This window comes from Alloyangia pacifica, assembly GCF_020524285.1.
Lineage (GTDB): Bacteria > Pseudomonadota > Alphaproteobacteria > Rhodobacterales > Rhodobacteraceae > Salipiger > Salipiger pacificus_B.
Map to the genome: position 1 here is coordinate 137,698 of NZ_JAIVKX010000010.1, position 24,690 is coordinate 162,387.

General features: G+C 68.3%; 27 protein-coding genes. 17 read left to right on the forward strand and 10 right to left on the reverse strand.

Annotated features, from left to right (window positions below):
* Window positions 1–4: 4 nt before the first annotated feature.
* The 5 genes from LC039_RS15220 to folK form a co-directional block, all read right to left on the reverse strand.
* On the reverse strand, window positions 5–757 hold the full coding sequence (locus LC039_RS15220; RefSeq protein WP_226625914.1) for a pyridoxine 5'-phosphate synthase: 753 nt from the start codon (window positions 755–757) through the stop codon (window positions 5–7).
* Window positions 758–802: 45 nt separating this feature from the next.
* On the reverse strand, window positions 803–1,456 hold the full coding sequence (locus LC039_RS15225; protein ID WP_226625916.1) for a DUF2062 domain-containing protein: 654 nt from the start codon (window positions 1,454–1,456) through the stop codon (window positions 803–805).
* Window positions 1,457–1,477: 21 nt separating this feature from the next.
* Window positions 1,478–3,616, reverse strand: coding sequence for a RelA/SpoT family protein (locus LC039_RS15230; RefSeq protein ID WP_226625918.1), 2,139 nt, complete (start codon window positions 3,614–3,616; stop codon window positions 1,478–1,480).
* Between the two features lie 40 nt (window positions 3,617–3,656).
* Window positions 3,657–4,010 (reverse strand): DNA-directed RNA polymerase subunit omega, encoded by a 354-nt coding sequence (gene rpoZ, locus LC039_RS15235; protein WP_226625919.1) that lies wholly within the window; start codon window positions 4,008–4,010, stop codon window positions 3,657–3,659.
* A 98-nt stretch (window positions 4,011–4,108) separates the two neighbouring features.
* Window positions 4,109–4,696 carry a 2-amino-4-hydroxy-6-hydroxymethyldihydropteridine diphosphokinase gene (gene folK / locus LC039_RS15240; protein WP_319003721.1) on the reverse strand — a complete coding sequence of 196 codons (588 nt, stop codon included), beginning with the start codon at window positions 4,694–4,696 and terminating at the stop codon, window positions 4,109–4,111.
* Between the two features lie 113 nt (window positions 4,697–4,809).
* Here folK and LC039_RS15245 point away from each other — a divergent pair, with 113 nt between their 5' ends.
* The 7 genes from LC039_RS15245 to LC039_RS15275 all read left to right on the forward strand — a co-directional run bounded on the left by LC039_RS15245 (window position 4,810) and on the right by LC039_RS15275 (window position 9,091).
* The gene (locus LC039_RS15245) at window positions 4,810–5,382 is read left to right on the forward strand and encodes an NYN domain-containing protein (protein WP_092427755.1); all 573 of its coding nucleotides are present in this window, start codon (window positions 4,810–4,812) and stop codon (window positions 5,380–5,382) included.
* A gap of 54 nt (window positions 5,383–5,436) precedes the next feature.
* The gene (locus LC039_RS15250) at window positions 5,437–5,877 is read left to right on the forward strand and encodes a YqaA family protein (protein WP_226625923.1); all 441 of its coding nucleotides are present in this window, start codon (window positions 5,437–5,439) and stop codon (window positions 5,875–5,877) included.
* Window positions 5,878–5,992: 115 nt separating this feature from the next.
* Window positions 5,993–6,943: a 4-hydroxy-3-methylbut-2-enyl diphosphate reductase gene (gene ispH, locus LC039_RS15255; RefSeq protein WP_226625926.1), complete on the forward strand. Its 951-nt coding sequence runs from the start codon at window positions 5,993–5,995 to the stop codon at window positions 6,941–6,943.
* On the forward strand, window positions 6,940–7,332 hold the full coding sequence (locus LC039_RS15260; RefSeq protein ID WP_226625928.1) for an ACT domain-containing protein: 393 nt from the start codon (window positions 6,940–6,942) through the stop codon (window positions 7,330–7,332). The genes ispH and LC039_RS15260 overlap by 4 nt, the downstream gene beginning before the upstream one ends.
* 114 nt (window positions 7,333–7,446) lie before the next feature.
* Entirely contained in the window at window positions 7,447–7,899 is a 453-nt protein-coding gene (locus tag LC039_RS15265; RefSeq protein WP_226625932.1) for a DUF3429 domain-containing protein, read from the forward strand.
* Between the two features lie 111 nt (window positions 7,900–8,010).
* Complete coding sequence (gene rnhA, locus LC039_RS15270; protein WP_226625933.1) at window positions 8,011–8,463, forward strand: ribonuclease HI; 453 nt, start codon at window positions 8,011–8,013, stop codon at window positions 8,461–8,463.
* A 4-nt stretch (window positions 8,464–8,467) separates the two neighbouring features.
* Window positions 8,468–9,091 (forward strand): trimeric intracellular cation channel family protein, encoded by a 624-nt coding sequence (locus tag LC039_RS15275; protein ID WP_226625935.1) that lies wholly within the window; start codon window positions 8,468–8,470, stop codon window positions 9,089–9,091.
* Window positions 9,092–9,245: 154 nt separating this feature from the next.
* On the opposite strand, the gene LC039_RS15280 is transcribed toward LC039_RS15275, so the two are convergent.
* On the reverse strand, window positions 9,246–10,424 hold the full coding sequence (locus LC039_RS15280) for a MalY/PatB family protein (protein ID WP_226625937.1): 1,179 nt from the start codon (window positions 10,422–10,424) through the stop codon (window positions 9,246–9,248).
* A 131-nt stretch (window positions 10,425–10,555) separates the two neighbouring features.
* Between LC039_RS15280 and def (LC039_RS15285) the strand changes: the two genes are divergently transcribed.
* From def (LC039_RS15285) to LC039_RS15310, 6 genes are all read left to right on the forward strand, one after another.
* Window positions 10,556–11,077: a peptide deformylase gene (gene def / locus LC039_RS15285; RefSeq protein WP_226625938.1), complete on the forward strand. Its 522-nt coding sequence runs from the start codon at window positions 10,556–10,558 to the stop codon at window positions 11,075–11,077.
* Window positions 11,074–11,580, forward strand: a complete 507-nt coding sequence (gene def / locus LC039_RS15290) for a peptide deformylase (protein WP_226625940.1) — start codon at window positions 11,074–11,076, stop codon at window positions 11,578–11,580. The genes def (LC039_RS15285) and def (LC039_RS15290) overlap by 4 nt, the downstream gene beginning before the upstream one ends.
* A gap of 2 nt (window positions 11,581–11,582) precedes the next feature.
* Window positions 11,583–12,077 (forward strand): peptide deformylase, encoded by a 495-nt coding sequence (def, locus tag LC039_RS15295; RefSeq protein ID WP_226625941.1) that lies wholly within the window; start codon window positions 11,583–11,585, stop codon window positions 12,075–12,077.
* A 131-nt stretch (window positions 12,078–12,208) separates the two neighbouring features.
* Entirely contained in the window at window positions 12,209–13,123 is a 915-nt protein-coding gene (gene fmt, locus LC039_RS15300; RefSeq protein ID WP_226625943.1) for a methionyl-tRNA formyltransferase, read from the forward strand.
* Window positions 13,124–13,137: 14 nt separating this feature from the next.
* Window positions 13,138–13,374, forward strand: a complete 237-nt coding sequence (locus tag LC039_RS15305) for a GlsB/YeaQ/YmgE family stress response membrane protein (protein ID WP_092427781.1) — start codon at window positions 13,138–13,140, stop codon at window positions 13,372–13,374.
* Window positions 13,375–13,498: 124 nt separating this feature from the next.
* Window positions 13,499–14,491 (forward strand): glutathione S-transferase family protein, encoded by a 993-nt coding sequence (locus tag LC039_RS15310; RefSeq protein WP_226625946.1) that lies wholly within the window; start codon window positions 13,499–13,501, stop codon window positions 14,489–14,491.
* Between the two features lie 6 nt (window positions 14,492–14,497).
* On the opposite strand, the gene LC039_RS15315 is transcribed toward LC039_RS15310, so the two are convergent.
* Window positions 14,498–14,866 (reverse strand): response regulator, encoded by a 369-nt coding sequence (locus tag LC039_RS15315; protein WP_226625949.1) that lies wholly within the window; start codon window positions 14,864–14,866, stop codon window positions 14,498–14,500.
* A gap of 244 nt (window positions 14,867–15,110) precedes the next feature.
* Here LC039_RS15315 and LC039_RS15320 point away from each other — a divergent pair, with 244 nt between their 5' ends.
* Window positions 15,111–16,286 (forward strand): lytic murein transglycosylase, encoded by a 1,176-nt coding sequence (locus LC039_RS15320; RefSeq protein WP_226625951.1) that lies wholly within the window; start codon window positions 15,111–15,113, stop codon window positions 16,284–16,286.
* 63 nt (window positions 16,287–16,349) lie between these two features.
* Here LC039_RS15320 and LC039_RS15325 read toward each other — a convergent pair whose 3' ends face one another.
* A complete protein-coding gene (locus tag LC039_RS15325) occupies window positions 16,350–17,678 on the reverse strand; it encodes an amidase (RefSeq protein ID WP_226625953.1) in 1,329 nt (442 codons plus the stop codon).
* 120 nt (window positions 17,679–17,798) lie between these two features.
* On the opposite strand from LC039_RS15325, the gene LC039_RS15330 reads away from it, so the two are divergent.
* A complete protein-coding gene (locus tag LC039_RS15330) occupies window positions 17,799–19,016 on the forward strand; it encodes a UbiH/UbiF/VisC/COQ6 family ubiquinone biosynthesis hydroxylase (protein WP_226625954.1) in 1,218 nt (405 codons plus the stop codon).
* Window positions 19,017–19,119: 103 nt separating this feature from the next.
* On the opposite strand, the gene LC039_RS15335 is transcribed toward LC039_RS15330, so the two are convergent.
* Window positions 19,120–20,661: a DUF2125 domain-containing protein gene (locus LC039_RS15335; protein ID WP_226625956.1), complete on the reverse strand. Its 1,542-nt coding sequence runs from the start codon at window positions 20,659–20,661 to the stop codon at window positions 19,120–19,122.
* Window positions 20,662–20,794: 133 nt separating this feature from the next.
* Between LC039_RS15335 and LC039_RS15340 the strand changes: the two genes are divergently transcribed.
* On the forward strand, window positions 20,795–21,544 hold the full coding sequence (locus LC039_RS15340; protein WP_226625958.1) for an SDR family oxidoreductase: 750 nt from the start codon (window positions 20,795–20,797) through the stop codon (window positions 21,542–21,544).
* The gene (locus tag LC039_RS15345; protein ID WP_226625959.1) at window positions 21,541–22,149 is read left to right on the forward strand and encodes an enoyl-CoA hydratase/isomerase family protein; all 609 of its coding nucleotides are present in this window, start codon (window positions 21,541–21,543) and stop codon (window positions 22,147–22,149) included. The genes LC039_RS15340 and LC039_RS15345 overlap by 4 nt, the downstream gene beginning before the upstream one ends.
* Before the next feature lie 323 nt (window positions 22,150–22,472).
* Here LC039_RS15345 and LC039_RS15350 read toward each other — a convergent pair whose 3' ends face one another.
* Window positions 22,473–24,602: a methyl-accepting chemotaxis protein gene (locus LC039_RS15350; RefSeq protein ID WP_319003722.1), complete on the reverse strand. Its 2,130-nt coding sequence runs from the start codon at window positions 24,600–24,602 to the stop codon at window positions 22,473–22,475.
* Between the last annotated feature and the right edge of the window lie 88 nt (window positions 24,603–24,690).

The following is a 24,690-nucleotide window of genomic DNA, read 5'->3' on the forward strand; positions in this document are numbered from 1 at the left end:
GCGGTTACGCCCGCGCCTCGTCCATCAGGCGGCGCATCTCGGCGATCGCCGGGCCGAGGCCGCGGAAGATCGCCTCGCCGATCAGGAAATGCCCGATGTTGAGCTCCATCACCTCCGGGAAGGCGGCGATGGGTTTCACCGTGTCGTAGGTCAGCCCGTGACCCGCGTGCACCTCGAGCCCCAGCGAATGGGCAAAGGCGGACATGTCGCGCAGGCGCTCGAGCTCGGCGTCGCGCTCGGCGAGCTTGCCCTCGGCGTGGAGGTCACAATAGGCGCCGGTGTGCAGTTCGATCACCTGCGCGCCGATGCGGTGCGCGGCTTCGATCTGCGGCTTGTCGGGGGCAATGAAGATCGACACCCGGCAGCCCGCCTCGCGCAGCGGCGCGATGAAATGCGCCAGCCGGTTTTCCTCGCGCGCCACCTCGAGCCCACCCTCGGTGGTGCGCTCCTCGCGCTTCTCGGGGACGACGCAGACCGCGTGCGGCTTGTGGCGCAGGGCGATGGCCTGCATCTCGTCGGTGGCGGCCATCTCGAAGTTGAGCGGCACCGAGAGCGTCTCCATCAGCCCGTCGATGTCGGCGTCCGAGATGTGGCGGCGGTCTTCGCGCAGGTGCGCGGTGATGCCGTCGGCCCCGGCCTCCTCGGCGAGTTTCGCGGCGCGCAGCGGGCAGGGATAGGCGCTGCCGCGGGCGTTGCGCACGGTGGCGACGTGGTCGATGTTGACGCCCAGTCTCAGGCGGCCGGCATAGGAAGTCATCGCGTGTCCTCCGGGGGACGATAGAGGGTCTCTTCGCGCCGGACCCTAGTCCGCCGCGCCGCCCTCGTCAGCCGCTTTCTGCTTCTTTTTCAGGGCCGCGAGCTTTTTCTTCAGCGCGCCGCGGCGGCGGTTCTGATAGGCGCGGATGACCGGTACCGACAGGTAGTAGGCCACGAGACCCGCGATGATGCCGGGAAGGATGCCGCCGATCAGGTAGGGGTAGAAGACCTCGTGGAAGAAGATCCTCAGGTTGGTCCAGTCGGCCGCATCCCCGGTGAAGACGGCGCAGACGTTGTGCCAGAGGTCGTGGCCCGCGTAGGTGAACTTGTCGAGCAGCGAGGCGTGATGCGGCGAGCGCCGGTCGATGCCCAGAAGGAAGTACCCCAGCTCCAGCGAGACGATGCCGATCGGCACGTAGGTCAGCGGGTTGCCGAAGAAGGTGCCGAGCAGCGCCGCGAGGATATTGCCCCGGACCAGCCAGGCGACGGCGGCGGCGACGACAAAATGCAGCCCGTAGAGCGGGGTGAAGGTGGTGAACACCCCGGCAAAGATGCCGCGGGCGATCTTTTCAGGCGAATCGGGAAGCCGGTGCAGGCGGTACTGGACATAACGGGCGGCGCGCCCCCAGCCGCCACGCGGCCAGAAGAACTCTAGCACGGCCCTCCAGACTGGCCGTTTGTCGCGCCGCTTGAAAACCAATGGCGCCCTTCCCCTCTTTCATTACTCCGCGGCGGCAGGCACGGCCGCCAGGGAGGTGTCGCGATGGCGGCTGACGGAGGCCACGTCGCTTTCGGCTTCGAGTGCGGACATCACCGAGTGGAGGTGTTCGGCATCCCTCAGTTCCACGTCGATCTGGAGTCTGAAGAAATCCGGTTTCCGGTCGATGAAGTGCAGGTCCGAGATATTGGCCCCGCGCTCGCCGATCAAGGTGCAAATGCGCCCGAGTACGCCGGCATCGTTGCCGACCGTGAGGTCAAGGCTCATGTCGTAGGCCGCGGGGTGCGTACCGTCGGCCCAGTGCAGGTCGACCCAGCGCTCGGGCTGGTCCTCGTACTTGGCGAGGGATTCGCAATCGATCGCATGCACGAAGACACCCTTGCCGCGCTTGGTGATGCCGACGATGCGCTCGCCCGGCAGCGGCTGGCAGCAGCGTGCCCGGGTGAAACCGGTGCCCGGCTCGAGGCCGATGACCGCGCGCTGCATCTCCACCTCGTGTTCGTCCGAGGGGGTGAGGTCGGGATAGACTGCGTGCACCACCTCGCGGGTGGTCAGCTCGGCGCTGCCGAGGCGGGCGAGCAGCTCGTCCGCGTCTTCGAGGCGCAGCGTCTTGGCGGCCTTCTCGAGCACCTTGTCGGTGGATTTCTTGCCGACGTGCTCGAAGGCCGAGCGCGCCAGTTCCTGCCCGAGCTTGATGAACCGCCCGCGGCCGGCCTCGCGCAGGGCGCGGCGGATGGCGCTGCGCGCCTTGCCGGTGGTGGCGATGTCGAGCCAGGTGGCCTGCGGGGTCTGCCCCTCGGCGGTGATGATCTCGACCGACTGGCCGTTCTTCAGGCGGGTCCAGAGCGGCACGCGGATGCCGTCGACCTTGGCGCCGACGCAGGCCGAACCGATGCGGGTGTGGATTGCGTAGGCGTAGTCGAGCGGTGTCGCGCCGCGCGGCAGCTTCACAACGTCGCCCTTGGGCGTGAAGCAGAACACCTTGTCCGAGTACATCTCGAGCTTCACCGCCTCGAGGAATTCGTCGTGATCCTCCTCGGCGTCGAACTGCTCGGTGAGCGAGGAGATCCACTTAGCAGGGTCGACGGCAAAGGGGTTCTCGGAGCGCACGCCGTCACGATAGGACCAATGCGCGGCAACGCCGGTCTCGGCCACGTCGTGCATCTGGCGGGTGCGGATCTGCACCTCGACGCGTTTGCCGTCGCGGCCCGAGACGGTGGTGTGTATCGAGCGGTAACCGTTGGATTTCGGCTGGCTGACGTAGTCCTTGAAGCGGCCCGGCACGGCGCGCCAGCGCTGGTGGATCACGCCGAGCGCGCGGTAGGTGTCCATCTCGCTGCGGGTGATGACGCGGAAGCCGTAGATGTCCGAAAGGCGCGAGAACCCCATGCCCTTTTCCTGCATCTTGCGCCAGATCGAGTAGGGCTTCTTGGCGCGACCGAAGACCTCGGCCTCGATCTGCGCCTCTTCCAGCTCGTGGCGCATGTCGCCGGTGATCCGGTGGATCACGTCGCCGGCTTCCTTCTGCAGGTTGATGAAGCGGCGGATGATCGAGGCGCGCCCCTCGGGGTTGAGCACCCGGAACGCCAGATCCTCGAGTTCCTCGCGCATCCACTGCATACCCATGCGGCCGGCCAGCGGCGCATAGATGTCCATGGTCTCGCGCGCCTTCTGCACCTGCTTCTCGGGGCGCATCGCCTTGATCGTCCGCATGTTGTGCAGCCGGTCGGCGAGCTTCACCAGAATCACCCGCAGGTCGCGGGACATGGCCATGAAGAGCTTGCGAAAATTCTCGGCCTGCTTGGTCTCCGACGAAGAGAGCTGCAGGTTGGTCAGCTTGGTGACCCCGTCGACCAGATCCGCCACCTCGGTGCCGAAGCGGTCCGCGACATCCTGATACGAGGCACGGGTGTCCTCGATCGTGTCGTGCAGCAGGGCGGTGATGATGGTCGCGTCGTCAAGCTGCTGCTCGGTGAGGATGGCGGCAACCGCGACGGGATGGGTGAAGTAGAGCTCGCCGGAGTGGCGGTACTGCCCCTCGTGCATCCGCAGGCCGTAATCATAGGCCTCGCGGATCAGCGCCTCGTTGGTCTTCGGATTGTAGTTGCGGACCAGTGCAACAAGGTCTTCCGCCGCGATCATGGGCGCCTATCCTTACCCTGGCCCGCTAAAAGCGAGCCTCTCAGCTCTCTCCTTGCGCTTCCATCAGGGCGCGCAGGAGTTTCTCTTCCGACATGTCGTCGTCGGCGGGCTTGTCCTGCTCGGCACCCATGAGAAGCGCCATGCTGTCTTCTTCGGGCTCGTCGACCTCGATCTGGCTCTGGTGCGACTCGATCAGGCGCTCGCGCAGCTCGTCAGCCGACTGGGTTTCCTCGGCGATTTCGCGCAGCGCGACCACCGGGTTCTTGTCGTTGTCGCGATCGACGGTGATCGGCGCACCGGAAGCCACTTCGCGCGCCCGATGGGACGCGAGCATCACCAGCTCGAAGCGGTTGGGTACCTTGTCGACGCAGTCTTCTACCGTGACGCGGGCCATGAGCGTTTCACCTTCGGTTGACCGTAAGAAATGAGACTCCTACCGCGATGCTTCAGGATTGACAAGCGCAAACGCGGCGGCGTCGAGGGGCGGATGGATCACATTGGAACGACCTCTGCGCGGGCCGCTTCGGGGAGCGCGTCGCAGAGCTCTTGCGCGGTGAGATCGAGAATTGGGTGACGCCAATTAGCGGCAATGTCGCAAAGCGGTACGAGGACGAATGCACGGTCCTGAAGTCGCGGATGCGGAAGAATCAGCTCGTCCGGAGTCACCTGCGTCTGCTCCTCCACAGCGATTTCCCGCCATCGCGTCTGGGTTGCCTCATTTGGCATCACGATTTCGCCAACGGCGAGCAGATCGAGGTCGAGCGTCCGGCTGCCCCAGCGGCGCTCTCTTTCGCGTCCGAACTGCGCTTCGACGCGGTGCAGCGCAGCGAGGATCGCGGCGGGATCCGACGGGCCGCTCAACAGGGCGCAGGCATTGCAGTAATCCGGACCAAATCCGGCAGGAAAACAGGGCGTTGCGTAGAAGGTGCTGACCTTCTCGACCACGTAGTCCTCGCGCGCGAGCGCGGAGAGAGCGGAGTGCAGGGTCTGGAGGGGGGTACCTGCCTCGGAGGGCATGTTGGCCCCCAGGGCGATAAGTATTCCGCAAGGTAAACCCATTCTTACACTATCCTTCTGCATATATTGCGCTGCTTGAAAAGCTCCATGAAAGCCTTACTCTCAGAAATGGGCGTCCCATTATTCCATTTTTCCACTCACGGATCTGACGCCCCGATTGCTCGAAAGGACATTTGATGTTTTACAAGGACGAACGGTTGGCGCTGTTCATTGACGGGTCTAACCTGTACGCAGCCGCCAAAGCCCTCGGCTTCGACATCGACTACAAGCTGCTCAGACAAGAATTCGTGCGTCGCGGCAAGATGGTGCGCGCATTCTATTACACCGCACTCCTCGAAAACGACGAATACTCGCCGATCCGCCCGCTGGTGGACTGGCTGCACTACAACGGCTTCACCATGGTGACCAAGCCCGCGAAGGAATACACCGACGCGCAGGGCCGCCGTAAAGTGAAGGGAAACATGGACATCGAGCTGACTGTCGATGCCATGGAACTGGCGCCGCGCGTCGATCACATCGTGCTGTTCTCTGGGGATGGAGACTTCCGGCCGCTGATCGAGAGCCTACAGCGTCAGGGTGTGCGCGTTTCGGTCGTCTCGACGATCCGCAGCCAGCCGCCGATGATCGCGGACGAGCTGCGCCGCCAGGCCGACAACTTCATCGAGCTCGACGAGCTGCGCGAAGTGATCGGCCGCCCTCCGCGTGAGCAGCAGGCGGAGCGCAACTTCGAGGTTGCCAACGGGAACTGAGCCCTTGGCGAAGCCAAAGGTCGGCGGAGTTTATGGGGATGAGGTCCGCCGCCCATGCTGACTGAGGCTGCCAGTTACGGCGGCCTCTTCGTCGCGGCCTTCGGGGCCGCGACAATCCTGCCGTTTCAATCCGAACTCATCTTCGTCGGGTTACAACTCGGCTCAAACCTGCCGATCTGGGCGCTGGTGGTCGTGGCGAGCGTCGGCAACACGCTCGGCTCGGTGGTCAACTACGCGCTCGGCGCCGGTCTCGAGCACTTCCGCCACCGCCGTTGGTTTCCCGTCACCGAGGCGCAGCTCGACCGCGCGCAGCGCTGGTACGCGAAATGGGGCATCTGGTCGCTGCTGTTGAGCTGGGCGCCGCTGGGCGACGGGTTCACCGTGGTCGCAGGGATCATGCGCACGCCGCTCTGGCTCTTCGTGCTGCTCGTCGCGCTGGCCAAGACCGGGCGCTACATCATCCTCGCCTGGCTGACCGCGGCGACGCTGGGCTGAGGAGATACGGGGATCGGATACGCCGGGCTGAAGACAAGCGCGCCCGCCCCTCTGGACCCGCGCTCGCAGAGCCACTAGGTCTGGGACAACAGGAGACGCACCGGTGACCCAAGCCATGACCAAAGCCCCTCTCACCCTCTATCTCGCCGCGCCGCGCGGGTTCTGCGCCGGTGTCGACCGGGCAATCAAGATCGTCGAGATGGCGCTCGAGAAATGGGGCGCGCCGGTCTACGTGCGGCACGAGATCGTGCACAACAAGTTCGTCGTCGACGGGCTGCGCGACAAGGGAGCGGTCTTCGTCGAGGAGCTGGAGGAGTGCCCGCTCGATCGGCCGGTGATCTTCTCGGCGCATGGCGTGCCCAAGGCGGTGCCCGCCGAGGCGGCGCGGCGCGAGATGGTCTACGTCGATGCGACCTGTCCGCTGGTGTCGAAGGTGCATATCGAGGCTGCCCGCCACCACGAGAACGGGCTGCAGATGATCATGATCGGCCACGAGGGCCATCCCGAGACGATCGGCACCATGGGCCAGCTCCCCGAGGGCGAGGTGCTGCTGGTCGAGACCGTCGCCGACGTCGCCGAGGTCGAGGTGCGCGATCCCGACAAGCTTGCCTTCGTAACCCAGACCACGCTCTCGGTCGATGACACGGTGGATATCGTCGCGGCGCTGCGCGCGCGCTTCCCGGCCATCGTCGGCCCGCACAAGGAAGACATCTGCTACGCCACGACCAACCGCCAGGAGGCGGTGAAGGCCATCGCTCCCGATTGCGACGCGCTGCTGGTGGTGGGGGCGCCGAATTCCTCGAACTCCAAGCGGCTGGTCGAGGTGGCGCGCAAGGCGGGCTGCTCCTACGCCCAGCTGGTGCAGCGCGCCGAGGACATCGACTGGCGCGCGCTCGAGGGCATCCGCGCGGTCGGCGTGACCGCCGGCGCCTCGGCGCCCGAGGTGCTGATCGACGAGGTCGTGGCGGCCTTCGGAGACCGCTTCGAGATGACCGTCGAGAAGGTCGAGACCGCGCAGGAAAACGTCGAGTTCAAGGTGCCGCGCGTGCTGCGCGTGCCCGCGTGAGCCTTCCCAGGCTCTCGCTCGCCCTGCTGCCGCAGGAGCACGCCATAGTGCAGCTGCCCGCGGATGTCGCCTTTCCGGACTGGACCGGCGACGAGGGCTGCGTCAGCCTCACCCGTGCGCCGGACGAGCTGTCGGTGGTTTGCCCCGCCGCCGCCGTGCCCGAGGGCACCGAGGCGAGCTTTGGCTGGCGCGCCTTCCGGGTCGATACGCTGGCGGGGCTCGACGAGCCGGGGGTTGTGCTGGCGGCGGTGAAGCCGCTCTCCGAGGCGGGGCTGGGCGTCTTCGTGATCTCGACCTTCCTGCGCGACTATCTTCTGGTGAACGGCGCGCGGCTCGATGCGGCGCGGGAGCTGCTGGAGGCGGAGGGGCACCAGATCACCCCCGTCTGACAGCCGATCCGAGCGCGTCTCCGTTGACAGGGGCGAGGCGATCGGAAACCTTGCGGCCCAAACACGTGCCGAAGGAGAGACCATGCCCCGCCCAACCCCTTCGCGGAGCCGCGCATGAGCTCCGTGCCCCGCGCCCCGCTGATCCTCGCGCTCGCCGGCCTGCTGCCCTTCCTGTGGTCGGTGGCGACCCATTTCAACGGCGCGCTCTACGACTGGTCGCTCGCCAATCTCGGCAGCCGTTTCGTCGCGCCCTACCTGCAGCTCTCCTACGGCACGGTGATCCTCGGCTTCATGTCCGGCGTGCTCTGGGGCTTTGCCACCAAGGCCGGCGGGGCCAAGGCCGCGACGGCATACTTGCTGTCGGTGCTGCCCGCGCTCTGGGCCTTCTTCATGGTCGGCGGCGGGCCGGTGGCGGCGGCGACGAACCTCGTCTTCGGCTTCCTCGGCCTGCTGCTGCTCGACGCTTTCTTCCAGCTCTGGGGGCTGACCCCGCGCTGGTGGCTGGCGCTGCGCGTGCCGCTGACCGCCGCCGTGGTCGCCTGCCTGTCGGTCGAGGCCTTCCTGTGAGGGGCGCGGGCCGGACGGCCGTCCGCGGCAGGGGGAGCGCCACTTCGCTGTCCCGCGGCGCGGGAACCGGGCTTGACGGCACCTCCGCGCCATGGCTTAGCGTGCGCGCTTATGGCTGACCTTTATGCATATACCGACGGAGCCTGCTCCGGAAATCCCGGCCCGGGGGGCTGGGGCGTTCTCATGCGCGCGATGGAGGGCGAGACCGTCGCCAAGGAGCGCGAACTCAGCGGCGGCGAGGCGGAGACCACCAACAACCGCATGGAGCTGATGGCGGCGATCAGCGCGCTCGAGGCGCTGTCGCGCCCGTCGCGGATCACCGTCGTCACCGACAGCGCCTACGTGAAGAACGGCGTCACCGGCTGGATCCACGGCTGGAAGCGCAACGGCTGGAAGACCGCCGCCAAGAAACCGGTGAAGAACGCCGAGCTGTGGCAGCGGCTCGACGAGGCGCAGAAGCGCCACGACGTCACCTGGGAATGGGTCAAGGGCCACGCTGGCCACCCGGAGAACGAGCGCGCCGACGAGTTGGCGCGGGCGGGCATGGCCCCGTTCAAGGGCTGAGGCGGTGAGCCCGCTCGTCCTTCTCGACTACGCCTCCGTCCTGATCTTTGCGCTGACCGGGGCGCTGGTCGCCAGCCGGGCGCAGCTCGACGTGGTGGGTTTTGCCTTCCTCGCCTGCCTGACCGCGGTCGGTGGCGGCACGACCCGCGATCTGCTGCTCGACCGCCACCCGGTGTTCTGGATTGCGCAGCCGACCTATCTTGCCATCGCCTGCGCCGCCGCGCTGCTGGTCTTCTTCACCGCGCACCGGCTGGAGAGCCGGGCCAAGGCGATCCTCTGGCTCGACGCCGCGGCGCTGTCGGTGGCCGTGGCCGCGGGCAGCAGCATCGCTCAGGCCGAGGGCGCGGCCTGGGGGGTGATCCTGGTGATGGGGGTGATGACCGGCTGTCTCGGGGGGCTGATGCGCGATGTGGTCGCCAACGAGGTGCCGCTGCTGCTGAAACAGGGCGAACCCTACGCCACCTGCGCGCTCTGCGGCGCGCTCGCGCTGCTGGTGGCCGGCTGGCTCGGCCTGCCGCCCTTCTCCGCCGCGCTGGTCTGCGCCGGGGTGACCTTTGCCCTGCGCGCCTCGGCCCTGGCCTTCGGCTGGGGCATCCCGGTCTACAAGTCGCGCCCGCCGCGGGCCTGAAGGCCGCCCCTCTTCTTCTCTTTCCAAATACGCCGGGGAGCGCGAGGGGCAGCGCCCCTCGCTTTTGAAGTGAGGGCAGGGGCGCTGCCCCTCTTGCCGCTGCGCGGCAATTCACCCCGGGATATTTTCGCCTAGAAGAACGGGCGGTTGCGGCTCACTGCAGGTCGGCGAAGGCCTTCTGCAGCCGCGTGCCGGCTTCTTCGATGATGGCGCGGGGCGCGGCGAGATTGACCCGCATGAAGGTCTCGCCGCCGGTGCCGAAGGAGGGGCCGGGGCTGACGGCGATCTTGGCGATGTCGCGCACCCGGGCGTTGGCCTCGTCGAAGCTCATGCCGGTGCCCGAGAAATCCACCCAGGCAAGGTAGGTTGCCTGCAGCGGGATCGAGCGCAGCCCGGGGATGGCGTTGACCATCTCGTCGAAGATCGCGCGGTTGCCCTGCAGGTGGGCGATCTGCGCGTCCACCCATTCCGCGCCCTCGGGCGAGTAGGCGGCGGCGGTCATGATCAGTCCCAGCGCATTGGGCTTGCTGTCCAGCGCGGTCAGCCGGTCCTCCATCTGCTTGCGCAGCCCGGCATCGCTGATGGTCAGCGCGCCGACCCGCTGGCCCGCGATGTTGAAGGTCTTGGACGCGGCGGTCAGGGTGATCAGGCGCTCCTCGCTCTCGGGGGCGGCGATCGCCATGGGCACGAAGGTCTCGCCCGGGTAGACCAGATCGTGGTGCACCTCGTCCGACAGCAGCATCAGGCCGTTGCGCTTGGCGAACGCGGCGACGGCGCGCAGTTCCTCGGCGGTCCAGACCCGGCCCGAGGGGTTCTGCGGCGAGCACCAGATCAGCATGGTCTCCTTGCCGGTGAGCCGCGATTGCGCGTCCTCGAGGTCGAGCTCGTAGCGGTCGCCGTCGCGCTTCAGCGGGCATTCGGTGACCACGCGGCCGGCGCGGCGGATCTTCGCGGCGAACTCGTGGTAGACCGGCGAGAAGATCGCCACGTTGTCGCCCGGCGCGGTGTAGACGTCGAGGCACATGGCCACGCCGTTGCCCAGCCCGTGCACCGGCACGATCCACTCCTGCTCGATGTGCCAGTCATGGCGTTCCTTCATCCACCATTGCACCGCGCTCGTGTAGAGGCCCATGGCCGAGAAATAGCCGAAGATCCCGAGATCGACCTGCGCCTGCAGCGCGTCGCGCACGCAGGGCGCGGTGGGGTAGTCGGAATCGGCGGTCCACATCGCCAGACCGTCTTCCTGCGGCACGCCGAACAGTTTCTCCATGAGGTCCCACTTGGCCGAGCCGGTGCCGCGGCGGTCGATCGGTTGGTCGAAGAGGTCTTTCATGGTGTCACTGTCACTTTCTGCTCTGGAACTGCCGGAATGCTGCTGCGGACGCTAGCGGCTTGGCGCCCGAGCGCAAGGGCTGCAGCCGCGGACACCTTGCGCGCTCACGCGCATTTGCCTAAGTGAAGCGCATGAAACGCCCCATCCTCATCCACCCCGATCCGCGGCTGAAGAAGCTCTGCGCGCCGGTGCCCGACCTGTCGGACGAGCTGCGCGTGCTGGCCGACGACATGCTCGAAACTATGTATGACGCGCCGGGCATCGGGCTGGCGGCGCCGCAGATCGGCGTGCTGGAGCGGCTGATCGTGCTCGACTGCGCCCGTCCCGACGACGGCGAGACGCCGCGCCCACTGGTGATGTTCAACCCGAAGGTCATCGCCAGCTCGGACGAGCGCAACGTCTACGAGGAAGGCTGCCTGTCGATCCCCGAGCAATACGCCGAGGTCGAGCGGCCGAAGATGGTCGAGGTCGAATGGCTCGACCGCGACGGCAAGCTGCACAAGGAAGAGTTCGACGGGCTCTGGGCGACCTGCGTTCAGCACGAGATCGACCACCTCGACGGCAAGCTCTTCATCGACTACCTCAAGCCGCTCAAGCGCCAGATGATCACCCGCAAGATGGTCAAGCTGAAGCGCGAGAGGGCAAGGATTTGAGCCTGCTGCCGATCCTGCGCTGGCCCGACCCGCGGCTGTCGCAGGGTTGCGCCGAGGTGGGGTCTGCGGCGGAGGTGGCCGATCTGGTCACCGATCTCTTCGAGACCATGTACGACGCCCCCGGCCGCGGCCTCGCCGCGCCGCAGGTCGGCGCCATGGTCCGGGTCTTCGTGATGGATGCGGGCTGGAAGGACGGCGAGATGACGCCGCGCGCCTGCATCAACCCCGAGATCACCTGGGCCTCGGAAGAACGGGCGACCGGCGGCGAGGGGTGCCTCTCGATCCCCGGGGTCACCGCGCAGGTCGCGCGCCACGCGCGCATCCGCCTGGCCTATACCGACCTCGCCGGCGAGGTGCAGGAGGTCGAGCTCTCGGGCGCCGAGGCGATCGTCGCGCAGCACGAATATGATCATCTCGACGGGCTGGTGCATTTCGACCGGCTCGAGGCAGAGGCGCGCGCGGCGCTGATTGCCGACTACGAGGCGCTGGCGCAAGGAGCCTGACAATGACCGCACGCCCCTGCATTCCCTGGCCGGACAAGCGGCTGCGCACGCCCGCAGGCCCGGTCGAGACCATCACCGACGAGATCCGCACGATCTGGGATGACATGATCGACACCATGGAGGCGATGCCCGGTGTCGGCCTTGCGGCGCCGCAGATCGGCGTGATGCTGCGGCTTGCCGTGGTCGATGCCTCGGAGGAGCGCGGCAAGGCGATCCGCATGGCCAACCCCGAGATCCTGCACGCTTCGGTGAAGATGAACACCCATGACGAGGCCAGCCCGAACCTGCCTGGCGTCTGGGCGAAGATCGAGCGCCCGCGCGGCGTGACGGTGCGCTTTATCAACGCCGAGGGAGAGATGCAGGAGCAGGACTTCGTCGGGCTCTGGGCAACCTCGGTGCAGCACCAGGTCGATCACCTGAACGGCAAGATGTACTTCGACCATCTCGGCAAGGTGAAGCGCGACATGCTGATCCGCCGCTCGAAGAAGCGCGGCTGAGGCCCGCCGTTGCCGGAAGCCGCGCTGGCGGCGCCGGCGGGATTTGCGTATTTGTCAAAGAGAAGAAGGGGCGGGCGCTTTCGGGCGGGCCGCGGCCTTGAGTGTTTGTGGAAAGAGGAAAGGGGCGGCGGATGCGCGTGGTCTTCATGGGAACCCCGGAGTTTTCGGTGCCGGTGCTCGAGGCGCTGGTCGGGGCGGGGCACGAGATCGCCGCGGTCTACAGCCAGCCGCCGCGCCCCGCCGGGCGCGGCAAGAAGGACCGTCCCTCGCCGGTGCAGGCCCGCGCCGAGGCGCTGGGGCTGGAGGTGCGCCACCCGGTGAGCCTCAAGGGGGCCGAAGCGCAGGCCGAGTTCGCGGCTCTGAACGCCGATGTGGCCGTGGTGGTGGCCTACGGGCTGATCCTGCCGCAGGCGATCCTAGATGCGCCCGCGCGCGGCTGTCTCAACATCCACGCGTCCTTGCTGCCGCGCTGGCGCGGCGCCGCGCCGATCCACCGGGCGATTCTCTCGGGCGACCCGGAGACCGGCGTGTGCATCATGCAGATGGAGGCGGGGCTCGACACCGGGCCGGTGCTGCTGCGCGAGGCGACGCCGATCGGCGCCGAGGAGACCACCGGCGCCCTGCATGACCGGCTGTCGGAGATGGGGGCGCGGCTGATCGTCACCGCGCTGGAGCGGTTGGACATTCTGGCCCCGGAACCGCAGCCAGAGGCCGGGGTCACCTACGCCCAGAAGATCGACAAGGCCGAGGCGGTGCTCGACTGGAGCCTTCCCGCCGAGGAGGTGTCGCGCAAGGTGCGGGGGCTGGCGCCCTTCCCGGGGGCCTGGACCATGGTCGGCGACCAGCGGATCAAGCTGCTGGGCGCGCGCGTGGTGCCGGGCGAGGGGGCACCGGGCGAGGCGCTTGACGACGGCTTCGTCATCGCCTGCGGCGCGGGCGCGGTGCAGGTGACGCGGGCGCAGCGCGCCGGCAAGGGGGCGCAGGACGTCGAGACCTTCCTGCGCGGGATGAAGGTTCCCGCCGGCACGGTGCTGGGCGGGGCATAGCGCAAGGAGGCGGAATGGGCATTCTCTGGCTTCTGATCATCGGCGCGGCGGCGGGCTTTTTCGCAACGCGCTTCATGAATGTGCAGACCGGCGTGGTGCAGACGGTGGCGCTCGGCATGGGCGGCGCGCTGATCGGCGGGCTGGTGCTGCGCGGGCTGATCGCGGTGACGGGCGCTCTGGCGGGTCTGGTCGGCGCGGTGCTGGGGGCGATGCTGCTGATCTGGATCCTGCAGCGGTTCGGCCCGCGCTGATCCCGCCGACCCTTTGGCCCCCGTCTGTGCGCTCATGTCGGAGGGGCTGCGCGCGGGTGCCCGTTTGCTCCGGGGGGCGTCTCCCCTACCTGTTCTGGGAACGCAGACACAGGGAGCGCGCGACATGGGCCAACTGGTCGACGGCGAATGGCAGGACACGTGGTATGACACCGACAAGACCGGCGGCAAGTTCGTCCGGTCGACCGCAAAGTTCCGCAACTGGATCACCGCGGACGGCAGCGCCGGCCCCTCGGGCGAGGGCGGCTTCAAGGCCGAGCCGGACCGCTACCATCTCTATGTCAGCTATGCCTGCCCCTGGGCGCATCGCGCGCTGATCTTCCGGGCCCTGAAGGGGCTCGAGGATCTCATCCCGGTGAGCGTCGTGCATCCCGAGATGCTCTCGGAGGGCTGGGAGTTCCGCACCGATTTCGACGGGGCCACCGGCGATCGGCTGCATGACCTGCCCTTCCTGCGCGACATCTACCTGAAGACCGATCCGACGATCTCGGGCCGGGTGACCGTGCCGGTGCTCTGGGACCGCCAGCGCGAGACCATCGTGTCGAACGAGAGCGCCGAGATCATCCGCATGTTCAACGCGGCCTTCGACGGGCTCACCGGCAACACCGATGACTATTGGCCCGAGGCGCTGCGCGAGGCGATCGAGCCGGTGAACGCGCGGATCTACGACACGGTCAACAACGGCGTCTACAAGGCGGGCTTCGCGACCTCGCAGCAGGCCTACGAGGAGGCGGTACGGCCGCTCTTCGACACGCTGGACTGGCTGGAGCAGCGTCTGACCGGACAGCGCTACCTGATGGGGGAGCGGATCACCGAGGCCGACTGGCGGCTCTTCACCACGCTGATCCGCTTCGACACGGTCTACCACGGTCACTTCAAGTGCAACCGGCGGCGCATCGTCGACTACCCGGCGCTCTGGGCCTACGTGCGCGAGCTCTACCAGTGGCCGGGCGTTGCCGGGACGGTGCGGCTCGACCACATCTCGCAGCACTACCACTACAGTCATGACACCATCAATCCGCACCGCATTGTGCCGATCGGGCCCGAACTGGACCTGGAGGCCCCGCACGGACGCGAGGCGCTGCCCAAGGCCGCCTGAGCGCGGTCAGACGGCGCAGCGCGCGCCGTAGTGCTCGACCATCGCCGCGAGGTCGGCCGGGGCCGTCGCGGTGGGCAGGAAGGCGCAGGCATTTGCGCAGTGACGGAAGATCGAGCCGTCCGAGAAGACCGGGGAGTCGGTGACGAAGACCACGCGGCATCCCGGTCGCCGGTAGGAAGCAAAATCCGCCACCGCCAGCGCGCTGCCTTCGGTTAGCATCAGGTCGAGCACGATCACGTCAACCGCCGCGTCATGCAGAAGGCGGGTTGCGCTCTCCTGGCTGTCCGCGACGATGACCTCGGCGCCGTTGCTCCGGAGCTGGCAACTCCATGCGCCGGCCAGATCCGAGTCACCTTGAACGATGAGCACTTTCATCCATGTTCTCCCGACAGACATCTCCCCCTGTCCGCACCTGACTGTGATCCTGATCCATTTTAGCTGGATTTTACCCTTCTCCTCCGTTGTCGGGCGGCTTCCTAAACAAATGATTAATATCGCTCTGACGGCGCGCGTTTTCGTTCACGCCACCGAGGGACGCGCGTGAGCGGCCCGGAATTTGCTCTGCTTGCCAGCCCGCTGCGGGCTGATAGGGTGGACGCAGTTTTCCTGCGAGGTGTTCATGCGTACCCTGTCCGTTCTGACCGCGATGCTGCTGCCCGTTGTGGCGCAGGCGCAGACCGCGCCCTGCGGCGGCGACTTCCGGGCCTTCTTGCGCGGGGTCTCTGAAGACGCGGTTGCGCAGGGGGCGAACCCCGATGCGGCGGCGCGTTTCTTTGCCGGGCTGCGGCAGGATCCCAAGGTGCTGAAGGCGGACCGGGCGCAGGGCATCTTCCAGGCGCCCTTCATCGAGTTCTCGCGCAAGCTGATCTCGCAGGACCGGCTCGACAAGGGGCGCCGCAAGGCCGAGGAGTGGGATGCGGTCTTCGACCGGATCGAGCGCGAGTACGGGATTTCGCGCGGGGTGCTGCTGGCCTTCTGGGCCTTCGAGACCGACTACGGCGGCTACCAGGGCAACTTCAACACCGCCAATGCGCTGGCGACGCTGGCGCACGACTGCCGCCGCCCCGAGCTGTTCCGGCCGCAACTCATCGCGGCGCTGGAGCTCTACGAGCACGGCGATTTCGACCCGGCGACCACCACCGGCGCCTGGGCGGGCGAGATCGGCATGGTGCAGATGCTTCCTAAGGACATCATCGAAAACGGCGTCGATGGCGACGGTGACGGCCACGTGATGCTCAAGACATCGGTGCCGGACGCGCTGATGTCGGGGGGGCGGATGCTCTCGTCGCTCGGCTGGCGGCCGAACGAGCCCTGGTTGCAGGAGATCACCCTGCCGGCGGAGTTCGACTGGTCGCTGAGCGGGTTGGAGACGACGATGAGCGTTGCCGAATGGGAGCGGCTCGGGGTTTCCGGCCGCACCGGGGCGCTGGACGATGGGAGGCTTCCGGCCTCGATCATCCTGCCGCAGGGCCGGGGCGGGCCGGCCTTCATCGCCTATCCGAACTTTCGGGTCTTCTTCGAGTGGAACCAGAGCTTCACCTACGTGCTGACCGCCGCCTATTTCGCCACGCGGCTCGAGGGCGCGCCGGTCTATGACGCGGGCAATCCGGCGCCGGGCCTGGCCGGGCCGCAGATGCAGCAGCTCCAGCGCAAGCTGCAGGCGCGGGGCTTCGACGTGGGCGAGGTGGATGGCATCCTCGGCGCCGGCACGCGGAGCGCGGTGCGGGCGGTGCAGGCGGAGCTGGGTCTGCCGGTGGATGGCTGGCCAACGGCGGAGCTGTTGCAGGCGTTCTGAGCGGAGACCCCTGCGCGTGATCTGAAGGCCGGGCAGCAGATGCCCGGCCTTGCTCGTCTCGGCTCAGCCGAGCGCGGCCTCGGCGGCGGCGGAGAGGCGCAGCAGGCGGTCTTCCTCCATCGGCTTGCCCATCAGCGAGATGCCGCAGCTCGGCGTGCCGGTGGGCAGCGTGGTGACGCAGAGCCCCATGACGTTGCCGACCCGCGTGTTGCGCAGGGTGAGCAGGTTCTCGGTGACGTAGTAGTCATCTTCGCTGAGCAGCCGGTCGACCTTGGGCGGCAGGTTGGGGGCGGTGGGGCAGAGCACCGCGTCGAAGCGCGCGGTGGCCTCGGCCCAGGCGGCGCGGGCCTGCATCATGCGGTCCCAGGCGCGGATGTACTCGGCGGCGGTGAAGGCCTTGCCGCCCTCGAAGCGCTCGCGGATCGGGCCGAACATCAGTTCGCCGCGGGCGGTGATGTCGTCCCCCCAGGTGGCCCAGGCCTCGGCGGTGTAGAGCACCGCGGCATCACCCATGGGGATGGCGACCTCGGGCACCTCCAGCGGCACAATCTCGGCGCCCGCGGCTTCCAGCCGCTGCAGCGCCGACTGGTAGGCGGCCGCGGGTTCGGGGCGCAGGTCATCCATGACGATGGTAGTCAGCGCAGCGAGGCGCACGCCCTCGAGCGAGGCCCCGGTCAGGTCGGGTGCGCGGCGGCCTTCGAGCGCGGCAAGCATCAGCGCCGCGTCCTCGACCGTTCGGCACAGCGGGCCCACCGTGTCGAAGCGCGCCGCAAGCGGCACCGCGCCGACCAGCGACAGCCGGCCCGCGGTGGTCTTCAGACCCACCAGATCGTTCCAGGCCGAGGGGATGCGCACCGAGCCGCCGGTGTCCGAGCCCACAGCCGCGGCGGCGAGGCCGAAGGCGACCGAAGCCGCGGCGCCGGAGGAGGAGCCCCCCGCGACCGCCTCGGCATCGTTGACCGAGGGCGGGGTGGCGGTGACCGGGTTCAGCCCGAGACCGGAGAAGGCCAGCTCGGACAGGTGGGTCTTGCCGAGGCAGACGAGCCCCATGGCGGTGGCGGTCTGCAGCACCCTGGCGTCCGCGTCCGGCACGCGGCCCTCGAGCAGTTTCGAGCCCGCCTCGGTCGCCACGCCGGCGGTGTCGAACAGGTCCTTCCAGCTCACCGGCACGCCGTCGAGCGGCGAGAGGCGCATGCCCGCCTTGGCGCGCTCGCTGGCGGCCTTCGCCTCGGCCAGCGCGCGCTCGGGGGTGAGCCGGGCGTAGATGCGATCCTTGAGCGGGTGCGCCGCGATCTTGTCGAGATAGGCCTGCGCCAGATCGACCGGGTCGACCTCGCCCGCACCGATCGCCCGCCCCAGCTCTGCCGCGCTCTTGCCTGTCCAGTCCGTCATGCCGCTTTCCTTCTTGGAGGCCGCCTTCCATCCTGGGCGGCTTTGCTTTTTTCGATCGGCGCGACGGTAGCGGCACGCAGGCGCATGGACAATCCCACCCGCAGGACCATAGTACGCCCCATGACACAGGACAGCGATCTGCTCATCATCGGCGGCGGCCTCAACGGGCCCGCCCTCGCGCTGGCGGCGGCCAAGGCCGGGCTCAGCGCCACCGTCATCGACGCCCTGCCTGCCGAGCTGCGGGCCGAGCCGGAATTCGACGGCCGCGCCTATGCGCTGGCGCTCGCCTCGGTGCGGCTGCTGGCCAATCTCGGGCTCTGGGAGCAGCTTGCGCCCAACGCCCAGCCGATGAGCGCGATCCGCGTCACCGATGGGCGTGTCGGCGAGGCCGAGGTCTTCCTCGGGCTCGATTTCGCCTCCGCGGAGATCGAGGAAGGCCCGATGGGCCATATGGTCGAGGACCGCTTCCTGCGCCGCGCGCTGCTCGAGGCCATGGCCGCCGAGCCGCGGATCACCCACCGCGCCTCGGCGACGGTGATCGGGCAGGCGGTGGACGTCTCGGGCGTGACCGTGACGCTGGCCGATGGGGGCACCCTGCGCGGGCGGCTGCTGGTTGGTGCGGACGGGCGCAGCAGCGGCACCGCCGCGCGCGCCGGGATCAAGCGCACCGGCTGGACCTACGGGCAGACCGCTCTGGTCTGCGCCATCGCCCATGAGCTGCCGCACGAGGGCGTGGCGCACCAGTTCTTCATGCCGAGCGGGCCGCTGGCGATCCTGCCGCTGACCAAGGGCCGCAGCTCCATCGTCTGGAGCGAGAAGGACGCGCTGGCCCGCACCATCCACGCGCTGCCCGATGACGAGTACCTGCAGGTGCTGCGCCCGCGCTTCGGCGATTTTCTGGGCGAGATTTCCCTGGCAGGGCCGCGCTACACCTACCCGCTGGGTCTGACGCTGGCCAATGCCTTCATCGCCGACCGGCTGGCGCTGGTGGGCGATGCGGCGCATGGCATGCATCCGATCGCCGGGCAGGGGCTCAACGCCGGGCTGCGCGACGTGGCGGCGCTGGCGCATGTGCTGAGCCATGCGCAGCGGCGCGGCGAGGACGTGGCCTCGCCGCTGGTGCTGGCGCGCTACCAGAGCTGGCGTCGCTTCGACACGGCGGCGCTGGCGGCGGCGACGGATCTGTTCAACCGGCTCTTTTCGAACGACAACCCGATCCTGCGCGCCGGCCGCGACCTCGGAATGGCGCTGGTGCAAGGCATGCCCGGCCTGCGCCGCAACTTCGTGCGCGAGGCGGCGGGGCTGACCGGCGAGTTGCCGGACCTCATGGCGAAATAGGGCGGGGTGGCCAAGCTCCTTCGAAGAGAGTTGGGCCGTGCAAGACCCGGGACAGAAAAAGGGGGCGGATGCATGCATCCGCCCCCCTCTCGTTGCCGAAGCGTTACTTGATCCGCTGGCCGTTGGCGAGGACCTGCCCCTGGCCGTTGACCTCGATGGTCGAGGTCTGCGTGTCGGGCTCGGAGCCGGGCACCGTGAACATCCCAAGCATCATCCGGGCGCCCATGGCGTCCTGCTCGCTCAGCAGGCCCATGGCGATCAGCTTGTCGATCAGCCCGTTCGCGCCGCTTAGGTTGAAGGTCACCGCGCCCTCGGGCGCCGGCATGCCGCCGAAGCTCTGGGTGTCGTCCTGGTTGAAGGTGAAGTCGCCCTGTCCGGTGATCTCGGCGCCGGCGGCGGAAATCGTCAGGCTGTTCAGGGTCAGGGCGTTCAGTTCCGCCGGTGCGGCCTCATCCGTTTCCAGCCGCGTCAGATCGGCCGGGTCGAAGACCGACACTAGAGGTGTCACCTTGCCGGTGATGTCGAAGGCCAGGGTCGCCGGATCGCGCGGCAGCGTGGCGCCCGGGTCGAAGATGCCCCAGATCGCCTCCGACAGGGTCAGCCCGCCCAGGGTGAGCCCGAAGGCCATGTCCTGCGGCGCGTCGGCTTCCGCCAGCGGCAGCGACAGGTTCAGCCCGACCTGCTCGATGGCGGCGCTCACCGGGAAGGGCAGCTCGCCGCCCTCGGCCTCGTAGGTCAGCGTGTCGAGGTTCAGCGCGTAGCTCATCCGGGTGCCGTCGATCGCCCCCTCGAGCCGACCGCCCTGCGAGCTGCTGCTGCCGGTGGTGGTCTCGCCGTCGTCGGTGAAGGCGAAGCTCGTCTGGCCGCTCTCGAAGGTGAAGGTGCCACTGCCCTCGAAGCCGGAGCTCATGATCGCCGAGGCATCGGCCTCGTCCGTGATTTCCGGGATCACCGACTCGCCGCGGCTCGACAGGCCGGTCATCCGGCCCGAGACCTGCCCGGTGGAGTCCGGCTGCTCGGGATCGCTGCCCGAGAGATCGTAGCGCAGCTCGTCGGTCTGGTAGCTGTGGCTGTAGCGCCGGGTGCCGTCCGCGGTGGCAACCTCGGAGGTGCCGCTGAGCGGCCCGGTGGCAAGGCTGGCGCTGAAGACGTCGCGCGAGAGCTCTTCGCCCTCGGCCAGCAGGCGGACCAGCTCGAGATTGGTGGCCTCGGCGCTATACGCGTAGCTCAGCGCGTCCGGATCGCCCGAGGCGACGAGGCTGAGCGCCTCCTGTGCCAGCTCCAGCGTCATCTCGACCGGATCGCTGCCCTCTTCGGACACCCGCACCTCGATCGGCATCGGGCTCGGGAAGCGCAGGGCCACCGTGCCGTCGCCGAGATCCTCCAGCGTGATATCCGCGAGGCTCACGGTGACATCGCCCTCCGGCTGGCCCTCGCTTTCGGGAATCGCCATGCGCAGGGTCAGATCGCCAAGCATCAGGTTGCCGCCGGTCTCGCTTTCGGTGACCGAGACTTCGTATCCGACGCCTTCGAGCAGATCCGACAGATCGTCCCAGACCTGGGCGGGGGTGACATCGGCATGGGTGGGCAGCGCAAGCCCCAGGGCCGTCGCGCCGGCCGCAAGACCCCCAGTGAGAAACCGCATATTCAATCCTTTCCGCCGTGGGCCGTAAACAATGGCCTAGAGTTCGCCTCCATGCGCGGCGGGGTCAAGAGGCTGGACCGTGGGTAAGCCAGTGTTTACCAAAGAGGGGAATCTGCTAGCGATGGGGCAATCCATGGATCTGACAGGAAAAACCGCGCTGATCACTGGCGCGAGCCGGGGGATCGGGGCCGCGACGGCGCGTCTCTTTGCCGAGGCGGGGGCGAATGTGGCGCTTGTGGCGCGGGGCCGCGAGGCGGTGACCGAGCTGGCCGGCGAGATCGGGCCGAAGGCCATGGCGATCCCCTGCGACATTTCGCGCTACTGGGAGATGGACCAGGCGGTGCAGGCCTGCATCTCGGCCTTTGGCCAGATCGACGTGCTGGTGAACAACGCCGGGGTGATCGAGCCGATCGCGCCGCTGGCCGGGGCCGATCCGGGGGCCTGGGGGCAGGTGATCGACGTCAACCTCAAGGGCGTCTACCACGGCATGCACGCGGCGCTGCCGCTGATGCTGGCGGCGGGCGGCGGCACGGTGCTGACCATTGGGTCGGGGGCGGCGCATCACCCGCTCGAGGGCTGGTCGGCCTATTGCGCCTCTAAGGCTGGGGCGCTGATGCTGACCCGCATGGCCGACGCCGAGTACCGCGAACGCGGCATCCGCGCGATCTCGCTTTCGCCCGGCACGGTGGCGACGCAGATGCAGCGCACGATCAAGGCCTCGGGGGTGAACCCGGTCAGCACGCTCGAGTGGGAGGACCACATTCCGCCGGAGTGGGTGGCCAAGGCGCTGCTGTGGATGTGCGGGCCCGAGACCGACGGGTACCTCGGCGACGAGGTCTCGCTGCGTGACGAGACGGTGCGCCAGGCGATCGGCGTCGCATGATCTCGCTCGCGCGGGAGGGGGGCTATTGGCTGGCGGTGATCGACCGCCCCGAGAAGGCCAATTCGCTGACTCCGGAGATGCTGCAGCGCCTCTGCGAGATCGTCGAGGCGGCACGCGAGGCGCAGGTGCTGGTGATCACGGGCACCGGCAGGGTTTTCTCGGCCGGGGCCGATCTCGAGGCGGCGCGGGCGGGGCTCGCGACCTCGCCGCTCTGGGAGCGGCTGTCGGGCGCCATCGCGGCGCTGCCGGGGCTGAGCATCTGCGCATTGAACGGCACCCTGGCGGGTGGCGCCATGGGCATGGCACTGGCCTGCGATCTGCGCATCGCGGTGCCGGGAGCCAAAGTCTTCTACCCTGTGATGAAGCTTGGCTTCCTGCCGCAGCCGTCGGACCCGCGGCGGCTGGCGGCGCTGGTCGGCCCGGCGCGGGCGAAGATGATCCTCATGGCCGGGCAAAAGGTGCCGGTGGAGGAGGCGCAGAGCTGGGGGCTGATCGACCGAATCGTGCCGCCGGAGGAGCTCCTGCCCGCCGCGCGTGCGCTGGCCGAAGACACGCTGACCGCGGATTCGGCGCATGCTGCCGCGATCAAGGCGCTGATCCGTTAGGGCACCGGCGGAGGGGCGGCGCCCTCTATCGGGGTGCTGAATAACTCTAGGCGAAGGCGTTTCGACGCGAAGGAGAGCCACTTTTCGGGCTCTCTCGCTTAGCTGACAAAAATGGATCGCGTCGGGGGCCGACGAGCAGGATGAGAAGTCCGTTCTCAAAAACCTATTTCAGCGGCCTGCCATAGGCTGGCGCGGAGGCTGCGTATCCCGGGCTGACGCCTGCGGCCAGGACAGTCCGGAGCAGATGCGCTTGGCAAGGCTTGAAAACTCGGCAAGGCTTGAAAACCCAGTGATGTCTGGCATTGCGAACCATGGCGCCACGCTCAGGCGGCGCGCCCTTGCGCCATCGAAGCCTCACCTGGCTTTGGCGAATCTGCGCCGCGTGGGGCGCGCAGGTCGAACTCGCTGACCAATGCGGACAGGCGCTGGGCGCCCTCGGCCAGCTCGGTCGAGGCGTCGCGGCTGGCGTCGGCAACCTCGGTGTTCTGCGAGGTGAGATCACGCATCCGCATCATGGCGCTGTCCACCCCTTGCAGCTCGCGGTTCTGCGCCTCTGCCGTCGCGCTGATATTCGAAAGCACCGCGTCGACCCGCAGGATCTGCTCGAGAATGGCCTGCAGCGCCTCGCCGGTTTCGCCCACGAGGTTGACGCCGCCGCTGACCTCCCGCGCGCTTTCCTCGATCAGCTCCTTGATCTCGAGCGCGGCGTTGGCGGAGCGGCTGGCGAGCCCCTGCACTTCCATGGCGACGACTGCAAAACCTTTGCCGGCCTGGCCGGCGCGCGCCGCCTCGACCCCGGCGTTGAGCGCCAGAAGGTTGGTCTGGAAGGAGATATCCTCGATGACCGCGGTGATCTGCGCGATACGGCCCGAGCTTGCCGCGATGCGGTCCATGGCGGCTACGGCGTTGCGGACCACCTCGCCGGAGCGGTCGGCCCGGCCCTTCGCCTCATCGGCGAGATCCTTCACGTCTTTCAGGGCGCCATTGGTCTCGGCCAGCGAGCCGGTCAGCCCCGAGACCGTCTCGGCGGTCCTGCTGATGGTTTCGACCTGCGTGGTGGTGCGCTCGGCGAGATCGACCGCGGAGCCACGCAATCCGCGCGAACGTTCCTCGATTTCGCCAACCGTGCCCGCGACCGCGCGCATCACCTCGGCCAGCCGGGCGGAGGCGGTGTTGAAGTCGTTCCGGATCGCGTCGTACTCCTCGGCGAGCGGCGTGTCGAAACGCAGCGTGAGGTCGGCCCGCGCCAGGGCGTTGAGCCCCTCGGTCACCAGGTCGACCACCTGCTGGTGGCGGGCGTTGAGCTGCGCCTCGTCCTGCGCGCGCTTCTCGATGGCGGCGCGCGAGAGCTGCTTGAAGCGGTAGATCGACTGCGCCATCTGGCCGATCTCGCCGCGGGACTGGATGTAGGGCACCCAGGCCTCGAACCGCCCCTCGACGAACTCCATCATCACAGAGGTGAGCCGCCCGAGCCGCCGGGTGACGAACTCGGCGATCAGCACCGCGAGGCCGGTCATGGCGAGGGCGGCCAGCAGGGTCAGCGCACCGGTGATCAACAGGCTGCTGCGCGCCTTCTGTGCCGTGGTGAGCGCCAGCGCCGAGGTTTGCCGGCTGAGCCGTGTCTCCAGCTCGCGCAGCGCGTCGATCCAGGCCGTCGACGCCGCGAACCAGGCCGGCGCTGTCAGCGCGCCGCGCGCGCCACCGTAGGGCAGGGACGAGATGGTTTCGACCATGGGCACCAGCGCCTGGGCGGCGGGCGTGCCGTGCAACTCGTCGAGCAGGGCGGGGCGGTGAAGAACCTCGGCGGCGCGGGCGAGGAAGGCGGTTTCCCGCGCGGTGAGGTCCATGAAGCGGCGATGGACCTGCGGCGGGAAGACATCGGTGCCGAGCCCGGTGGCTCCCATGGCTCGGGCCAGCCCGGCGCTTTCCTTGGCCAGACCGATTTCCTCGTGCGCTTCCATCAGGGCGCCGGTCGCCGGGGAGCGCGCGATATCGCGCATCTCGCGTCCGGCTGTGAGCAGCAGGTTCACCAGCCCTGTGTAGGTGGCGGCCAGTTCGGGCACTGTCAGGGCAAACCGGTCGATTCCTCCGCGCAGCTCCGGCAGGTCCGCGAGCTTTTCGCGTGCCGTGGCGATGGTTGCGGTGGCGGCGTGCTCCGTTTCGGGCACCGCCTCGAAGAAGCCGGAGAGCACGGCATCCGTGGCCTGGCGCTGCGCCATCAGTTCGGCGGCGAAATTCTTGCCGCGGGACGAGGTGAAGCCCGCGGAATAGCCGCGTTCCTTCTGCAATTCGTGCACGAGATCGGAAAGCACCTCGGCCTCGGTGGCGATCCTCGCGACCTGTTCGAGGGCCTCGGCGTTGCGTTTCAGGCGCAGAAGCTCCTGCCCCGAGAAATAGAGCACCAGCGCAAGAAGCGGGCCGAGCGCGCCGAGGAGCATCAGTCGCAGGCTCATTCACAAAGTCCCGTCCAGAGGGGCAACCGCGGACACTCTGGGCGGGGAGAGGTGAAGGGTTGCTGAACGGAGCCGGGCTGCTGGCAGG

Bases quoted from the DNA above. Each gene is read 5' to 3' on its own strand.
- LC039_RS15220 (WP_226625914.1), bottom strand. From the start codon at position 757: ATGACTTCCTATGCCGGCCGCCTGAGACTGGGCGTCAACATCGACCAC.
- LC039_RS15230 (WP_226625918.1), bottom strand. From the start codon at position 3,616: ATGATCGCGGCGGAAGACCTTGTTGCACTGGTCCGCAACTACAATCCG.
- rpoZ (WP_226625919.1), bottom strand. From the start codon at position 4,010: ATGGCCCGCGTCACGGTAGAAGACTGCGTCGACAAGGTACCCAACCGC.
- folK (WP_319003721.1), bottom strand. From the start codon at position 4,696: ATGCAGAAGGATAGTGTAAGAATGGGTTTACCTTGCGGAATACTTATC.
- LC039_RS15245 (WP_092427755.1), top strand. From the start codon at position 4,810: ATGTTTTACAAGGACGAACGGTTGGCGCTGTTCATTGACGGGTCTAAC.
- LC039_RS15250 (WP_226625923.1), top strand. From the start codon at position 5,437: ATGCTGACTGAGGCTGCCAGTTACGGCGGCCTCTTCGTCGCGGCCTTC.
- ispH (WP_226625926.1), top strand. From the start codon at position 5,993: ATGACCAAAGCCCCTCTCACCCTCTATCTCGCCGCGCCGCGCGGGTTC.
- LC039_RS15265 (WP_226625932.1), top strand. From the start codon at position 7,447: ATGAGCTCCGTGCCCCGCGCCCCGCTGATCCTCGCGCTCGCCGGCCTG.
- rnhA (WP_226625933.1), top strand. From the start codon at position 8,011: ATGGCTGACCTTTATGCATATACCGACGGAGCCTGCTCCGGAAATCCC.
- LC039_RS15280 (WP_226625937.1), bottom strand. From the start codon at position 10,424: ATGAAAGACCTCTTCGACCAACCGATCGACCGCCGCGGCACCGGCTCG.
- def (WP_226625938.1), top strand. From the start codon at position 10,556: ATGAAACGCCCCATCCTCATCCACCCCGATCCGCGGCTGAAGAAGCTC.
- def (WP_226625941.1), top strand. From the start codon at position 11,583: ATGACCGCACGCCCCTGCATTCCCTGGCCGGACAAGCGGCTGCGCACG.
- fmt (WP_226625943.1), top strand. From the start codon at position 12,209: ATGCGCGTGGTCTTCATGGGAACCCCGGAGTTTTCGGTGCCGGTGCTC.
- LC039_RS15305 (WP_092427781.1), top strand. From the start codon at position 13,138: ATGGGCATTCTCTGGCTTCTGATCATCGGCGCGGCGGCGGGCTTTTTC.
- LC039_RS15310 (WP_226625946.1), top strand. From the start codon at position 13,499: ATGGGCCAACTGGTCGACGGCGAATGGCAGGACACGTGGTATGACACC.
- LC039_RS15315 (WP_226625949.1), bottom strand. From the start codon at position 14,866: ATGAAAGTGCTCATCGTTCAAGGTGACTCGGATCTGGCCGGCGCATGG.
- LC039_RS15320 (WP_226625951.1), top strand. From the start codon at position 15,111: ATGCGTACCCTGTCCGTTCTGACCGCGATGCTGCTGCCCGTTGTGGCG.
- LC039_RS15325 (WP_226625953.1), bottom strand. From the start codon at position 17,678: ATGACGGACTGGACAGGCAAGAGCGCGGCAGAGCTGGGGCGGGCGATC.
- LC039_RS15330 (WP_226625954.1), top strand. From the start codon at position 17,799: ATGACACAGGACAGCGATCTGCTCATCATCGGCGGCGGCCTCAACGGG.
- LC039_RS15335 (WP_226625956.1), bottom strand. From the start codon at position 20,661: ATGCGGTTTCTCACTGGGGGTCTTGCGGCCGGCGCGACGGCCCTGGGG.
- LC039_RS15340 (WP_226625958.1), top strand. From the start codon at position 20,795: ATGGATCTGACAGGAAAAACCGCGCTGATCACTGGCGCGAGCCGGGGG.
- LC039_RS15345 (WP_226625959.1), top strand. From the start codon at position 21,541: ATGATCTCGCTCGCGCGGGAGGGGGGCTATTGGCTGGCGGTGATCGAC.
- LC039_RS15350 (WP_319003722.1), bottom strand. From the start codon at position 24,602: ATGAGCCTGCGACTGATGCTCCTCGGCGCGCTCGGCCCGCTTCTTGCG.